The sequence below is a fragment of the Microcystis sp. LE19-41.2A genome (genome assembly GCF_027530405.1).
Classification (GTDB): domain Bacteria; phylum Cyanobacteriota; class Cyanobacteriia; order Cyanobacteriales; family Microcystaceae; genus Microcystis; species Microcystis aeruginosa.
The window spans coordinates 1-14,129 of record NZ_JAPZQJ010000398.1 but is presented as its reverse complement, the minus strand read 5'-3'; the positions used below and the strand labels follow the sequence as shown (position 1 = coordinate 14,129).

The 14,129-nt window shown below is 43.4% G+C and carries 14 protein-coding genes; 4 read left to right on the top strand and 10 right to left on the bottom strand.

The features are described from left to right. Positions 1 to 140: 140 nt before the first annotated feature. The 7 genes from uvrC to rfbC all read right to left on the bottom strand — a co-directional run bounded on the left by uvrC (position 141) and on the right by rfbC (position 6,499). On the bottom strand, positions 141 to 2,018 hold the full coding sequence (gene uvrC / locus O9290_RS16270) for an excinuclease ABC subunit UvrC (protein ID WP_002763483.1): 1,878 nt from the start codon (positions 2,016 to 2,018) through the stop codon (positions 141 to 143). Positions 2,019 to 2,022: 4 nt separating this feature from the next. After that, on the bottom strand, positions 2,023 to 2,169 hold the full coding sequence (locus O9290_RS16265; RefSeq protein WP_002763481.1) for a hypothetical protein: 147 nt from the start codon (positions 2,167 to 2,169) through the stop codon (positions 2,023 to 2,025). Between the two features lie 129 nt (positions 2,170 to 2,298). Then, positions 2,299 to 2,559, bottom strand: coding sequence for a hypothetical protein (locus O9290_RS16260; protein ID WP_002734814.1), 261 nt, complete (start codon positions 2,557 to 2,559; stop codon positions 2,299 to 2,301). Between the two features lie 79 nt (positions 2,560 to 2,638). Beyond that, complete coding sequence (gene leuB, locus O9290_RS16255; protein ID WP_002763479.1) at positions 2,639 to 3,724, bottom strand: 3-isopropylmalate dehydrogenase; 1,086 nt, start codon at positions 3,722 to 3,724, stop codon at positions 2,639 to 2,641. A gap of 270 nt (positions 3,725 to 3,994) precedes the next feature. Continuing rightward, positions 3,995 to 5,068 (bottom strand): glucose-1-phosphate thymidylyltransferase, encoded by a 1,074-nt coding sequence (locus O9290_RS16250; protein WP_002763477.1) that lies wholly within the window; start codon positions 5,066 to 5,068, stop codon positions 3,995 to 3,997. Positions 5,069 to 5,072: 4 nt separating this feature from the next. Further along, positions 5,073 to 5,948 (bottom strand): dTDP-4-dehydrorhamnose reductase, encoded by an 876-nt coding sequence (rfbD, locus tag O9290_RS16245; protein ID WP_002763475.1) that lies wholly within the window; start codon positions 5,946 to 5,948, stop codon positions 5,073 to 5,075. A 5-nt stretch (positions 5,949 to 5,953) separates the two neighbouring features. Then, positions 5,954 to 6,499 carry a dTDP-4-dehydrorhamnose 3,5-epimerase gene (gene rfbC, locus O9290_RS16240; RefSeq protein WP_002763473.1) on the bottom strand — a complete coding sequence of 182 codons (546 nt, stop codon included), beginning with the start codon at positions 6,497 to 6,499 and terminating at the stop codon, positions 5,954 to 5,956. Between the two features lie 133 nt (positions 6,500 to 6,632). Between rfbC and bioB the strand changes: the two genes are divergently transcribed. Genes bioB through lspA form a run of 3 tightly spaced genes read left to right on the top strand, consistent with a single transcriptional unit; the run spans position 6,633 to position 8,828 of the window. Further along, positions 6,633 to 7,727, top strand: a complete 1,095-nt coding sequence (gene bioB, locus O9290_RS16235) for a biotin synthase BioB (protein WP_002763471.1) — start codon at positions 6,633 to 6,635, stop codon at positions 7,725 to 7,727. Continuing rightward, the gene (locus O9290_RS16230; RefSeq protein ID WP_002763469.1) at positions 7,699 to 8,349 is read left to right on the top strand and encodes a biotin transporter BioY; all 651 of its coding nucleotides are present in this window, start codon (positions 7,699 to 7,701) and stop codon (positions 8,347 to 8,349) included. Before bioB ends, O9290_RS16230 begins: the two co-directional genes overlap by 29 nt. 11 nt (positions 8,350 to 8,360) lie before the next feature. Beyond that, positions 8,361 to 8,828, top strand: a complete 468-nt coding sequence (lspA, locus tag O9290_RS16225; protein ID WP_002763467.1) for a signal peptidase II — start codon at positions 8,361 to 8,363, stop codon at positions 8,826 to 8,828. Between the two features lie 325 nt (positions 8,829 to 9,153). Here the strand turns inward: lspA and O9290_RS16220 are convergent, their stop codons facing one another. After that, the gene (locus tag O9290_RS16220; protein WP_002763465.1) at positions 9,154 to 10,947 is read right to left on the bottom strand and encodes a fatty acyl-AMP ligase; all 1,794 of its coding nucleotides are present in this window, start codon (positions 10,945 to 10,947) and stop codon (positions 9,154 to 9,156) included. Positions 10,948 to 11,278: 331 nt separating this feature from the next. Between O9290_RS16220 and O9290_RS16215 the strand changes: the two genes are divergently transcribed. Then, positions 11,279 to 12,001 carry a Uma2 family endonuclease gene (locus O9290_RS16215; protein WP_288087272.1) on the top strand — a complete coding sequence of 241 codons (723 nt, stop codon included), beginning with the start codon at positions 11,279 to 11,281 and terminating at the stop codon, positions 11,999 to 12,001. A gap of 327 nt (positions 12,002 to 12,328) precedes the next feature. On the opposite strand, the gene cax is transcribed toward O9290_RS16215, so the two are convergent. Both cax and O9290_RS16205 read right to left on the bottom strand, forming a co-directional pair. Next, positions 12,329 to 13,414, bottom strand: coding sequence for a calcium/proton exchanger (cax, locus tag O9290_RS16210; RefSeq protein ID WP_012265049.1), 1,086 nt, complete (start codon positions 13,412 to 13,414; stop codon positions 12,329 to 12,331). Next, a complete protein-coding gene (locus O9290_RS16205) occupies positions 13,411 to 13,872 on the bottom strand; it encodes a cupredoxin domain-containing protein (protein ID WP_288027443.1) in 462 nt (153 codons plus the stop codon). Before O9290_RS16205 ends, cax begins: the two co-directional genes overlap by 4 nt. Between the last annotated feature and the right edge of the window lie 257 nt (positions 13,873 to 14,129).

Here is a 14,129-nt window from a genome sequence, read left to right as displayed (position 1 = left end):
TAATTCTTGGGCTGCCCATTTCTCCATTTTTTTGCTTACCTCCACCTTAATTCCTTCTTTCAAAACTATACCTATCAATCGTTTCCCCTTTTTTTAAGTTTCTTCTCTTTTTGTTAAGAAAGATCCGACTAATGGATAGCCTACTTAGGATGAAAATAATTATAAATTTCCTTAGCTAATTGTTCGCCAATTCCTGTCACCTGTTGCAATTGTTCTAGGGAAGCTTCGCGAATATAATCCAGAGAATGAAAATGAGCTAATAAATCTTTTTGTCGCTTAAAACCTAACCCGGGTATCTCATCAAGACGGGAACGGCGACTTTTTTGCATCCTTTGTTGTCGGTGAAAGCTAACAGCAAAGCGATGCGCTTCATCCCTGACTCGACGCAATAATTGCACTCCGGGTTGTTCCTTATCTGTCTCTAAAGGAGAGGATTCCCCCGGTAAAAAAATCTCCTCTCTCTGTTTAGCTAAACTAACAACTTTTACCTGTTCTAATAAATTCATCTCCCCTAAAACTGTCACCACTGCTGATAATTGTCCTTTTCCCCCATCAATCATGACCAAATCGGGAAAATCATCACTTTCGGCAATATTATCGGTATTTTCGGCATAACGACGGAAACGCCGGCGAATTACTTCTGCTAAACTGGCAAAATCATCGGAATGGCCGATTTTAACTTCGGGATTTTTGATTTTATAGTGACGATAATGTTGATTAGCGGCCACCCCATCGATAAACACCACTCCCGACGCGACTGCATTAGAACCCTGAATATGAGAAATATCATAACCCTCGATGCGGTGGGGTAGTGCCGGTAAATCGAGAATTACCGCTAAATCCTGCAAAGACTGTAAATCTCGGTCGGCGCTTCTTTTCGTCTTTTCTAACTCATAAAGAGCGTTTTTCTCGACCATAGCTAATAAATCCGCTTTACTTTGCCGTTGGGGGACAGTTAACTCGACTTTGCGACCTTTTTTTTCCCTTAACCACCCCGCTAACACCTCACCTTCCGGTAATTCGCAGGGTAGCAGGATTTCGCTGGGAATTTCCACCCCTTCCACCGATAAATAATGTTCTTCCAGGACTTTTTGCAGGATTTCTCCCTCGTTTGCTGACTGACTATCGGCAAAAAATCCCAAACGTGCCACCAAACGACCAGAACGCACTTGGAATAATTGTATGCAACAATGCTGCTCGTCTTTAGCTAAAGCGATCGCGTCCCGGGATACGGTATCATCGGGTAAAGAGACTTTTTGATCGGTATTAAGAGCCTGTAATCCGCGAATTTGATCCCTAATCGTGGCCGCTTGTTCAAAATCTAGGTTTTCCGACGCTGCGAGCATCTTTGTCGCTAATTTGTCTAATAATTCCCCCGTCCTTCCCTGAAAAATCATCGCCACTTTCTGCAAGGTTTCCCGATAATCTTGGGGACTGATTAATTTTTGACAAACCCCTGGACAACGACCGATATCATAATTTAAACAGGGACGGTCTTTAAAAAGAGGTTGGGGACGTTGACGCAGGGGAAAAGTGCGTTTAATTAGGTGTAAAGTGTGGCGCAGCAGCCTTGTATCGACGTAGGGACCATAATAACGGTCTTTTTGGTTATTTATGCTACGTTTGCGGGTAATAAAAATGCGCGGGTAGGTTTCCGACCAAGTAATACAAATGTATGGATATTTTTTATCGTCCTTGAGGAGAGTATTAAAATGGGGCTGATGTTGTTTAATTAGATTAGCTTCCAGGGCCAAAGATTCTGCTTCCGTGTCGGTGACGATAAATTCAATTTCCGTCACCTGTCGCACCATCAAAGCAATGCGGGGACTGAGGGGTTGACTGGGACGAAAATAGGAACGGACTCTAGACCGGAGTTTTTTGGATTTACCGATGTAGAGAATTTCGCCATTTTGGTCGCGCAGGAAGTAAACCCCCGGTTCGAGGGGAATTTCCCGAAGACGATTTTCTAGGCGATCGAGGTCTTGGATTAGGGTAGAGTTAAGATTATTCCCGAACATCTTTTTATATTAGGGTTTGCGGCAAAAAGTTTGTCTTGGGTGTGGGGTGTGGGGTGTAGGGTGTGGGGTGTAGGGTTTTACCGATTTTCAGGGAAAAAGTCCAGGAATTTTCCCCCCCATTACTCCAATGGCCGGTACTTTTGGATTTCAAAAAGGTCTAAAAGTCTTATCGAACAATGTTTTTAGATTTATTCAGCAAACCCTATATTAGACAAAAAAATTACGCCAGTGGGTATTAGCTGACGTTTGGCAAGATATTTAGGGCAAATCTTCACAAAAATTAATAGGCTTCTGATTCGATTTGCTTAATCGGGACGAAACATTCACCGGGGAGAAGAATCGGTTTATTGTTAAAAATTAATTGGCCCCGATGATTGTCGCGGTTAATAGCGACACCGAAAGGACGTTTACTAACTCTGCTATTGAGGGTACAGTAGATGCGATAAATGCGTCTGGCCGCCCGTAAGACAGTAGGATCTAACAAAATTGGAATTTCCATATCGACACGTTGTTGTTCTGTTTTCTCGGATAGGGCTACCATATCACTCGTCTCCCCACGATTAAATTGACATATTTATTAAATCAATGGTATATGACGATTTCCGATTATGCCACTTTTGTTAGGATTCTAAAACTTTTAGGATGGCCTGGCCCATAGCTTGGCATCCCACTAAGGTCATACCTTCCGAGAAAATATCTCCGGTACGATAACCGAACTCTAAGACTTTTTCTACGGCTTTTTCCAGTGCTGCTGCCGCTAAAGGCTGATTTAGCCCATATCTTAACATCATAGCAGCACTGAGAATCTGGGCGATCGGATTGGCTTTATCTTGGCCGGCGATATCTGGGGCCGAACCGTGGACGGGTTCAAAAACTCCCACCCCAGCAGTCCCTAAACTAGCGGAGGGTAACATTCCGATACTACCGGTTAACATGGCCGCTTCATCGGAGAGAATATCACCGAATAAATTGCCCGTGACGATAGTATCAAATTGTTTGGGGGCCCGGACTAACTGCATGGCTGCGTTATCGACGTAGAGATGGGAAAGTTCCACATCGGGATAATTAGCGGCCATTTTCGTCATCCGGTCGCGCCAGAGTTGGGAAACATCAAGAACATTAGCTTTATCGACGGAACAGAGTTTATTGCCGCGTTTTTGGGCAATTTCAAAGGCTACCTTAGCGATGCGGTCCACCTCCGATTCCAAGTAAACCATGGTATTTACACCGCATTTTTCTCCCGTTTCCGTCTCAAAAATCCCCTTCGGTTGACCGAAGTAAACACCCCCGGTCAATTCCCGGACGACCATGATATCCACTCCCTCGATAATCTCCCGTTTGAGACTAGAAGCGTCGATTAATTGCGGAAAAATGGTGGCAGGACGTAAATTAGCAAAAAGACCTAAACCAGATCTTAAGCCTAATAATCCGGTTTCCGGCCTTTGCTGCCGGGGCAAATTATCCCATTTATAACCCCCGATAGCGGCCAGGAGAACAGCATCACTATTTTTACAGGCGCTCAGGGTTGCTTCGGGGAGGGGACTGCCGGTTTCATCAATGGCTGCCCCTCCAATTAAAGCGGTTTGGAAGTCAAACTGGAGGTCAAATTTTTTAGCGATGACTTTCAGTATCTCTACGGTGACAGCGAGGATTTCCGGCCCGATGCCATCGCCGGGTAGTAGGGTAATGCGATACTGTTGCGTCATAGTTCTAGAACGGTAAAATAGGTCAGACTCTTAATTATAACATAGTTAGGGTTGGCTGAATAAATCTAAAAACCTTGTTGGATAAGGCTTTTAGACTTTTTTCCCATCAAAAAGTGCCAGCGATTGGAGTGATTGGGGGGAAAATTCAGGCACTTTTTCCCTGAAAATTAGGTAATTGAACCTCTGAAAATCGGTAAAATCCTACACCCTACACCCAGGAAAAACTTTTTGCCGCAAACCCTAATTAAAGGGGTAGTTAATCCCCATTAACTACACTAATTCTACATGGGAATCATCCCCGATCATAAAGCGTAAAGCCTTGGGACGTTGGGGGGCAATTTCTAGTTTTGCCCGTCGTCCAATCACACTATCAACTATGCGCTGATGAATGCCAATAATCGTGGCATCTTTGAGAATTACACTGTGTTCTATGTCGGCATCGATTAATTTTACTCCATTAGCCACACTGCTATAGGGACCGATAAAACAATTCTCGATGTGACAATTTTCTCCAATAATGACAGGTCCGCGAATGGTACTATTAATAATTTTACTACCCTGACCAATTTGTACCCTTCCGATCGCCTGACTATTAGCATCAATTTCTCCCCGCAAAGCGATTTCTAGACTGGTATCAAGGATAATCCGATTTGCTTCTAATAAGTCATCTTTTTTACCCGTATCTAACCACCAACCCAGTAGTTTATTGGCTTCTACTGCTTTATTTTGATTGATTAATTCTTGGATAGCGTCGGTAATTTCTAACTCACCCCTTGCCGAAGGTTGAATAGATGCGATCGCTTGATGAATGGTGGGGGCAAAAAAATAAATCCCCACCAAAGCTAAATTTGAGGGAGGTTCTTTGGGTTTTTCGACTAAGTATAAAACTTTGCCGGTTTCATCTACTTTTGCCACCCCAAAAGCACTGGGATTAGACACTTTTCGCAGGAGAATTAAAGCATCAAGGGACTGTTTTTGGAAAGAGTCTAAAAAGGGCGATAAATCATCCTCAATTAGGTTATCACCCAAGTACATAATAAAGGGGGAATCTCCTAGGAAAGATTGGGCAGTTTTGACCGCGTGAGCTAATCCAGCTGGTTGTTCTTGGCGAATATAAGTTATCTTAGCCCCAAACTGTTCACCACTGCCCGTGGTCTGACGAATTTCTTCCCCGGTTTCGGGACTGATAATAATGCCAATATCGGTAATTCCTGCGGCGACAATTGACTCGATTCCATACCATAAAATCGGTTTATTGGCAACGGGAACTAACTGTTTTGCACCCGTATAGGTTAGGGGACGTAACCTCGTACCTTTACCACCAGATAAAATTAGTGCTTTCATAGTTTTAAAGATTAAATAGTTGGTTGAGCATAGCTTTGAGAGAATCCCGCCAATAGGGAGGAATATAACCCAATTGTTGCGAGATTTTTTGACCGGAAAGAACCGAGTAGGCTGGACGCACTGCTGGGGTAGGATATTCAGCAGTAGTAATGGGAATTACTCTCTGAATTTTTAAGGGAATACCGCTTATTTTTGCCTCCTCAAAAATCGCTTTAGTTAAATCAAACCAACTGGCGACACCGCTATTAGTAAAATTATAGATTCCTGCGGGATTATCGACATTAATTAAAAGCTGAGTAATGGCCGTGGCGATATCTTTGGACCAAGTGGGACTTCCCACCTGATCGACAACTACTTTTAACTCCTCTCTTTCCTTGCCTAATCTCAGCATGGTTTTGACAAAATTACTTTTGCCATAACTGCCGTAAACCCAAGCAGTACGCAGGATAATTGCCTGAGAATTAACAGTTTTAATCTCCTCTTCTCCCCTTAACTTTGATTGTCCATAAACCCCTAAAGGATTAGTTAGATCGGTTTCTAGATAGGGGGTATTTTTTCGACCATCAAACACATAATCGGTGGAAATATGGAGAAATTTAGCTTGAATTTTCTCGGCAGATTCCGCCATGATTTTCGGGGCTGTAGCATTGATAGCATAGGCTAATTCTGGCTCGGTTTCGGCTTTATCCACTGCCGTATAAGCGGCGGCATTAACCAGATAATCGGGGTGAATTTCCCTAATTAACTGGCCGATTTTTTCCGAGTTAGTTAAATCTAGTTCTTCTCGACCGATACTAATAACTTCGCCCAAGAATGGTAAAGTTACTTGTAACTCTTGTCCCACTTGACCTTTAGCACCAATTAGTAAAACTTTTTTCATTGTCTTTAGGGGAAAACTTCCACGGATTTAAAGGGTTGTCCAGCTTGGTCTTTAGGGGAGAGAATCGGGGGAATCTCTAGGGGCCAATCAATCCCTAAATCGGCATCATTCCATAAAATGGTTTTTTCGTATTGGGGATAATAATAATTAGTGGTTTTGTAGAGAAATTCGGCTCGTTCAGAGAGAACTAGAAAGCCATGGGCAAAACCTTCGGGAACCCAGAAAATACGTTTATTTTCCGCACTTAAAACACAGCTTACCCATTGCCCAAAAGTGGGGGAACTTTGACGCGCATCCACGGCCACATCAAAAACACTACCGTTCACCACTCGCACCAATTTACCCTGGGGATTGGGGATTTGATAGTGCAATCCTCGCAGGACATTTTTTAAGGACATAGAGTGATTATCCTGGACAAAAGTGGTATTGACTCCAGTTTTTTCTCGAAAATCTTTCTGATTAAAACTCTCCAAGAAAAAACCTCGATCGTCTCCGTAAACTTGCGGTTCAATGATTAAAACATCAGGAATTTCCGTGGGAATAACTTTCATAAAATCGGAGACAAGATAACTTTTGCGGGTAGTCTAGCACAAAAGGGCATTTTTTTCTAAAGTTTTTTATTAATCTTTCCCCGGTAACTGAATAATGATAAGATGAGCCTAACTTAGTCAGAGCATAAACGACGTGGTACAAGTCTCTACACACACCGCTACTCAATCTATCCCCATGGAGGGAGAAGCCTTAAAAAACTGGTTACAGACTAGGGCTAATCAGATTATCGCCGGCGATCGACTCAGTAAGCAAGAGGCCCTAGCTTTAACTGCGATCGAAGGTCAGGAAAATATTTTCAGCTTATGTGAAGCTGCCGATCGCATTCGTCAGGCCTGTTGTGGTAATACGGTAGATTTATGTAGCATTATCAACATAAAATCGGGAAGTTGTTCGGAAAATTGCAGTTTTTGTTCCCAATCCGCCCACCATCCCGGTCAAGATTCGCCTATCTACGGTTTAAAAAGTCGCGAGGAAATCGTCAGCCATGCGAAAGCGGCAGCCGACGCGGGGGCCAAACGCTTCTGTTTAGTTAGTCAAGGCCGGGGATTAAAGTACAATAGCCCTAAATCGCAGGAATTCGAGGAAATACTGGCCACAGTTCAAGAAATCATCGAAACGGCCAAGATTAAACCCTGTTGCGCCCTCGGAGAGTTAACCCTTGCCCAAGCCCAGGCCTTAAAAGAAGCTGGAGTTACCCGTTATAATCACAATCTGGAAGCTTCCGAGAATTTTTATCCTAACGTCGTCTCCACCCACAGTTGGCAGGATCGGGTAGAAACGGTAAAAAACCTGAAAGCGGCGGGAATTCAAGCTTGTACGGGGGGAATTATCGGTATGGGGGAAAGTTGGACTGATCGCATTGATTTAGCTTTTTCCCTGGCGGAATTAGCAGTGGAATCCGTGCCGATTAACCTATTAAACCCCAGAAGTGGCACCCCTTTAGGTCATTTACCCAAACTGGATCCCTTGACTGCCCTAAAAGCGATCGCTATTTTCCGGTTTATCTTACCTCAACAAATCCTCCGTTATGCCGGGGGACGAGAGGCGGTGATGGGAGAATTGCAAAATCTGGGGCTAAAATCGGGAATTAATGCTATGCTGATTGGGCATTATTTGACCACTCTAGGACAACCCCCCCAACAGGATCAGGCGATGTTGGCTGATCTTAGTTTAATAGGAGGAGAAGCCCCCATCCCCGGTGAATACCAACCCCAACAGGCAACCTAAATCACGTCGAGGACGAGGCTCTCCGCCCCGGCGCACTTCCGCATCGGTTCCCAATGAGTTAATCTGGGCCTTGATTGGTTTGTTGCTGACAATCTTTAGTACATTTGTTCCAGTAAGCCTAGCTAGTTGGTCGGCTGCGGGTCTATCTTCGCAAAAACTAGGCATAACTTACCAAATTGGGGCAGTATTGTTAACGGGCTGTCTGGGGGGCAAAAATGCCGGGCTTCTTGCCCAGGTGGCCTATATTTTTCTCGGTTTAACTTGGTTGCCTGTGTTTGCTCAGGGTGGGGGAATAGGTTATCTGAAAGAACCCAGTTTTGGCTATATTTTGGGCTTTATGCCGGGGGCATGGCTGTGTGGTTGGTTGGCTTTTCGCTGGCGCGCCAAGATAGAAACCCTGGCTTTAAGTGCCTTTGCCGGTTTGTTAGTTATTCATCTGTGCGGTTTATTATATATGCTGGGATTGTCGATTTTTCAGCCCCAAGCCAGTCAAATCACCTTTCCCGATAGTTTGCCCACCCTATTTATGAATTATTCAGTCTGGCCATTTTTAGGGCAGTTAGTAGTAATTTGTGTGGTGGTAATTATTGCCTTTTTCTTCCGTAAATTATTATTTTATTGATGCCACAGCCAATGTTAAAAAAGAATCGCTGGTTTTGGATAGTGGCGGTGCTTGGTCTAATTTTAGACCAATTAACTAAGTATATAACCGTGCAGAGTTTTGAGCAAATTGGTGATACTTTCCCGATTATTCCGGGGGTTTTTCATTTTACCTATGTGATTAATACCGGGGCGGCTTTTAGTGTTTTTCGGGGCGGTGTTGGTTGGCTAAAATGGCTATCCTTATTAGTTAGTTTGGGATTAATGGCTTTTGCTTACTTTGGACCGCATTTAAATCGTTGGGAACAATTAGCCTACGGTTTTATTTTAGCAGGGGCTTTCGGCAATGGCATCGATCGCTTTTTGTTTGGTTATGTGGTGGATTTTCTCGATTTTAGATTGATTAATTTTCCTGTTTTTAATCTGGCTGATGTCTTTATTAATATCGGGATTATTTGCCTATTAATTTCTACCTTTCCCCACAAGTCAAGGGTCCCGTAGGGGCGAAGCATTCGAGCGATAACCTATCGCTGAAACCGTAGATTTCCTATCCGAATGCTTCGCCCTTACTTGTTCTGTTCAAATGCAAGTGGAGTGACTCTTAAATTATTACAGATATATCAGCAGCCGTCTGTAAGCATACCACCGAAAAACTAATGCGCTCCGGGGTTTGGGGGCGGCGCCACGCCCCCAACGGGTAGGGTTGATTCATGAATCAACCCTACTATGAATCAACCCTACTATGAATCAACCCTACCCCTGCCCCCTGCCTCCTGCCCCCTGCCTCTGTTATACTCGATCGGGTGAGCAATGCCCACCCAAAAAACTATGCTTCTGTTTGAGAAATAGAGCGATTAAATTTACTAACTAACTCAGGATTTTCTGACCAAGCATCGATAACACTCATATTACCATTGAGAAAATTCTGTTTAATAGCGCGGCGTTGAATTTTGCCACTGGCAGTTTTGAGAATTGTTCCCGATTTAGCCAGAACAATCGCATGGGTCATAATTTCGTGTTCTTCGGCGATTTCTTGACGGATATCGGCGATTAATTTAGCCGTATCTAATTCGCCGCTGCGACGTTCTAATTCCTGGACAATAACTAACTGTTCTTCCCCATTATCTTCAATGGAAAAAGCCGCACCATAATCGGGACGAAAAACCTCATTAAGATGCTGTACTGACCATTCTAAATCCTGGGGATAATGATTACTGCCACGGACAATAATTAAATCCTTAATCCGTCCCGTGATATACAATTCCCCATCGAGAAGAAAACCTAAATCTCCGGTGCGTAAAAACGGTCCTTCTCCCGTATCAGCAAGATAAGCTTGAAAAGTCTCTTTAGTTGCGTCTTCCCGTTGCCAATATCCAGCGGCCATACTGGGGTCACTGGCCCAAATTTCGCCCACTTCATCGGCTGCACAAAGGGTGAAAGTATCGGGATTAACCATAGCTATACGGGTATCACAGACGCGACGACCACAACTGGGGACGTATCTAACTCCCGTGGTTCGATCGGAGCCTACAGGGACAATTTTACCGCGTTCGTAGGCGGTTGCATCCAAAGCGGTGATAATTGGGGTGGTTCCCTTGGGTTTATTGGAAATCAAGAGGGTATATTCAGCTAATCCGTAGGCAGGGGCGAAAGTTTGCCAAGAAAAGCCGTAATCTGCAAAAGTATCGACAAATTTGGCCATGACCTTCGGATTAATCGGTTCGGCGGCATTTCCTGCGGCCTGCCAACTGCTCAGGTCTAATTCCGCTAAATCGGCAGCTTTAATCCTACGAGTACAAAGATCATAGGCGAAGTTGGGGGCCTGGCTATGAGTAACTTTGTACTTAGTAATATTTTTTAACCACTGCATCGGACGCTTAATAAAAGCAAAGGGAGACATGAGATAGCAGGGTGTACCGTTGTAGAGGGGGACGGTGATACCTTCGACTAACCCGTAATCGTGGAAATAGGGCATCCAAGTGAGGGTAACGCTATCCGGTTCGTAACCACAAGCTTTTTGCAAGTAACCGCAATGGTGCATCAGGTTAAAATGACTTAACATCACTCCTTTGGGGATATTAGTCGAACCGGAGGTATATTGCAGATAAGCAAGCGCCGATTTATCCACCTGGGGATCTTGCCATTGGTCCGCGAGGGAAATATCAATACTTTCGGTAGTAATCCATTTCATTTGGTCGAATTCTGGAAATTCTTCCTTAACACCTTCAATAAGAGTCAGAATACTTTCGGTAACTAGGGCAAAGGTGGCATTAGCATCCTTGACAATTGCTCGTAAACGGGGCAGAGTGCGCTTAAGTCGTCCCGATTCCGGTGGGGGGACGGGAATGGCAATCACTCCCCCGTAGAGACAACCACAAAAAGCGGCCACTACTTCTAAACTTTGAGGATAGAGTAATAGGGCGCGTTCCCCTTGGGCCTGGTATTTTTGCAAATAGGCGGCGATTGCTCTTGCTTGGCGATCGAGTTCACTGTAGGTTAAAGGTGGGGTTTCTTTTTTACCATCGATAAGAAAAGTGTAGGCATGGCCCTCTGGTTGTGCCGTGGCGCGGTAACGTAAGAGTTCTACTAGGGTTGTGGGTTGAATTAGGGTTTCAGTCATCGTTGTTATCGGGCTTATTGGCGCTATTGTATAGAAGTTTTAACATATTTGCCCATGGCGCTAGGATAAAGTGCCGAAGGCGATCGGTCAAGGTGTAGGATTAAGTAGCTGGTTATAATTAAATTAAAAATGGATTTTAGGTTCGATCCCCCCTGCCCCCCTTGATAAGGTAGGGTTGATTCATGAATCAACCCTACCCTTGATAAGGGGGGTGTCTGATAATTTTTAACGCCTACCTACTTAAGTTATTGGTTAAAATCCCCCCGCCTTATCTCTGCAATTGTGAGAAAAAAGCTATAATTAATCAATCCTAAAATACCGGGAAAAAGTCATGACAGCCCTAGACATAATCCCAGAAGTTGCCTGTCCCCCCACAGATTTATGGAGTGATGAACCACCATTGGAAAGTGATCTACACCTGCAACAGATCATCATTCTCCTTAGTTGTCTAGAATTATTATGGCGCGAGAGGAGTGATTATTACGCTTCGGGAAATCTAACCATCTACTACAAAGCGGAACAACTGAAAAAGCGCGATTTCTGGGGTCCCGATTTTTTTGTGGTTTTAGATACCGAAAAGCGTCCCCGCAAAAGTTGGGTGGTTTGGAGAGAACAGGGTAAATATCCGGATGTAATTGTCGAGATTCTCTCCGATTCTACGGCTAATATTGACCGCAATAACAAGAAAATTCTCTATCAAAATACCTTTCGCACTCCTAATTATTTTTGGTTCGATCCTAATACGTTAGAATTGCAAGGATTTAGACTAATTGAGGGACAATATCAAGCCATTTCTCCCAATGAACAGGGTTATCTCTGGAGTGAACAGTTAGGATTATATTTAGGCATATTTGACCGTAAACTGCGTTATTTTACCGCCGATGGTCAATTAGTCCCCACTCCTCAAGAAGCCGAATTACAGCAACGACAGGCAAAAGAACAGGCTCTTTTAGAAAAAGAACAGGCTCTTTTCGAACAAGAAAGGGAACGACAAGCTAAGGAAAAATTGTCCCAAAAATTGCGAGAATTAGGCATCGATCCCGATACAATTTAACTGAAGTGGCAAAAGTCCTAAGTAGTCAGATGTTAAAATCAGACACCCCCTTATTAAGGGTAGGGTTGATTCATGAATCAACCCTACGATGAATCAACCCTACGATGAATCAACCCTACGATGAATCAACCCTACGATGAATCAACCCTACGATGAATCAACCCTAGGGGTTTGGGGGGTAGAACCCCCCAAAAGCTTGGATTGAGGGAAAAAATCGAAAGTAATGCCCGACTTTAGCAGAGAGTTTCCCCTTAAAAATCCCAACTTAGTAGATTTACAAAAATGAGATGCACCCAATCTCAGAAAATACCTAAATCTCTTTTTTGGCTAGGCGGGATGGTAATAAAAAGCCACTGCCAAGATTAAATAGGTGGCTAGTAATAGGGTTCCATCTAACCAATTGGAACGACCGGTAAAGCTGATTAAATTAGTAACAATCACCGCTACAATCAAAGCCACCACATTAAAGGGATTAAAATTTAAATCCATCGGTTGCTGCCAAAATTGACCGATAAAAACTAATAAAGGTGCCACGAATAAAGCCACCAATAAACTATCCCCCATCGCCACGGAAACCGTTAAATCCATCTGATTTTTTAGGGCTAATTGAGTGACGGTAACTATTCCAGAAACATCGCTAATTAAAGGAATGAAAATCACCCCGATAAAGAGAGGAGTGAGATTAAATCCTTCCATCACCGATTCCACTACATCAACAAATAAATCCGACTCATAAGCTACAGCTACGGTGGAAGTAAGCAGCACAAGTAACCAAATCCAGACTTGAGCTTTTTCTTCCTCACTAACCTGATTGTCGGGGGTATTTTCATTACTTAATCCCACTTCGTAGAGATAGCTATGGGTTTTGAGGGAAAATAATAAAGTTAACCCGTAAACTATTAATAAAACCGTGGCGGTGACTAGGGAAAGACTGAGAATATCGGCAACTTCCACCACGTTAGAAGTATATATTACCAAAGTTGGTAAAGCGATCGCTATTACTGCTAAAGTCATGGAAGAACCATTTACCCGGGCTAAAATCGGTTTAAATTCCTGCTCTTTGTAGCGAATACCTCCCGTGAGCATTCCCATGCCCATAAATAATAATAAGTCGCTGAGAATACTACCGGTAATACTGGCTTGTACGATGTCCACCAAGCCTTTTTTTAGGGCAATTAAGGCAATAACTAAAGTGGTAGTATTGCCGAAGATAGCATTAACTAATCCTCCCAAAGTTGGCCCGGTGACTACGGCAACTCTTTCCACGGCCGTACTTAACCAAATTGACAGGGGAATGATCGATAAAGCGGCAGTGATAAAAATAGCTTGATCTCCCCAATTAAGACGACTAGCGACCACCGATAGGGGAATAAATAATAGGAAAGCAAAGGAGACAATTTTTCTTAAATTCATGGGTTATTAATGGCGATTTCTCCCACCATTCCCGCTTCGGCATGACCCGGAATAGTACAGATTAATTTATACTTACCAGTTTTGAGAGGAACTATTACCCATTCTGCCTGTGCATTAGGTTTTAATTCTAGTTCGTGAATTGCCCCTTTAATCTCCACTTTTCCCGCTTCAACTTTCTGCGTCCAACTAGCATCGGCGAAGTCTTTAGCGGTAAAATAATGTTTAGTGGGACTGGGATTATCGAGAATTAATTTGTATTTTTGTCCAGCAATAAAGTCTAATTGACTAGGAAAGAATTTTAATTCTCCTTGGCCGGAGCCTAGACTAATTTTAACTTCTAGAGGGGCGGATCCGGCGCAGGCCGGAAAAGTCACTAACCAACAACTAATTAAAACTATTACTACTGCCACAAATTTTTGATAGATATCCTTGCCAGCGAAGTAGGGATTAGAATTCATTTTGCTCCTCCAGCTTATAATAGAGAAAATCTGGCGGCTTTTAAGTAGCTAGACACAATCAATTACACATATCTAACTACTTCTTGCCTTTTGCCTATCCTAACCAAGAAATTAATTGGCTCTTCGGTTTGTGTTATGCAATGGACGGGGGTTATAAGGGATGGAACCCTTATATAGAAAGGCATTTAGCGATTTTTGTCAATTATTTCTTATCTAGAGCGAACTAATCAATTAAGTCTCTTGCCAGATAAGGATTT

What these genes read in the sequence shown, in the direction of transcription:
- uvrC (WP_002763483.1), bottom strand. Translation starts at nt 2,018, where the DNA reads ATGTTCGGGAATAATCTTAACTCTACCCTAATCCAAGACCTCGATCGC.
- O9290_RS16260 (WP_002734814.1), bottom strand. Translation starts at nt 2,559, where the DNA reads ATGGTAGCCCTATCCGAGAAAACAGAACAACAACGTGTCGATATGGAA.
- leuB (WP_002763479.1), bottom strand. Translation starts at nt 3,724, where the DNA reads ATGACGCAACAGTATCGCATTACCCTACTACCCGGCGATGGCATCGGG.
- O9290_RS16250 (WP_002763477.1), bottom strand. Translation starts at nt 5,068, where the DNA reads ATGAAAGCACTAATTTTATCTGGTGGTAAAGGTACGAGGTTACGTCCC.
- rfbD (WP_002763475.1), bottom strand. Translation starts at nt 5,948, where the DNA reads ATGAAAAAAGTTTTACTAATTGGTGCTAAAGGTCAAGTGGGACAAGAG.
- rfbC (WP_002763473.1), bottom strand. Translation starts at nt 6,499, where the DNA reads ATGAAAGTTATTCCCACGGAAATTCCTGATGTTTTAATCATTGAACCG.
- lspA (WP_002763467.1), top strand. Translation starts at nt 8,361, where the DNA reads ATGTTAAAAAAGAATCGCTGGTTTTGGATAGTGGCGGTGCTTGGTCTA.
- O9290_RS16220 (WP_002763465.1), bottom strand. Translation starts at nt 10,947, where the DNA reads ATGACTGAAACCCTAATTCAACCCACAACCCTAGTAGAACTCTTACGT.
- O9290_RS16215 (WP_288087272.1), top strand. Translation starts at nt 11,279, where the DNA reads ATGACAGCCCTAGACATAATCCCAGAAGTTGCCTGTCCCCCCACAGAT.
- cax (WP_012265049.1), bottom strand. Translation starts at nt 13,414, where the DNA reads ATGAATTTAAGAAAAATTGTCTCCTTTGCTTTCCTATTATTTATTCCC.
- O9290_RS16205 (WP_288027443.1), bottom strand. Translation starts at nt 13,872, where the DNA reads ATGAATTCTAATCCCTACTTCGCTGGCAAGGATATCTATCAAAAATTT.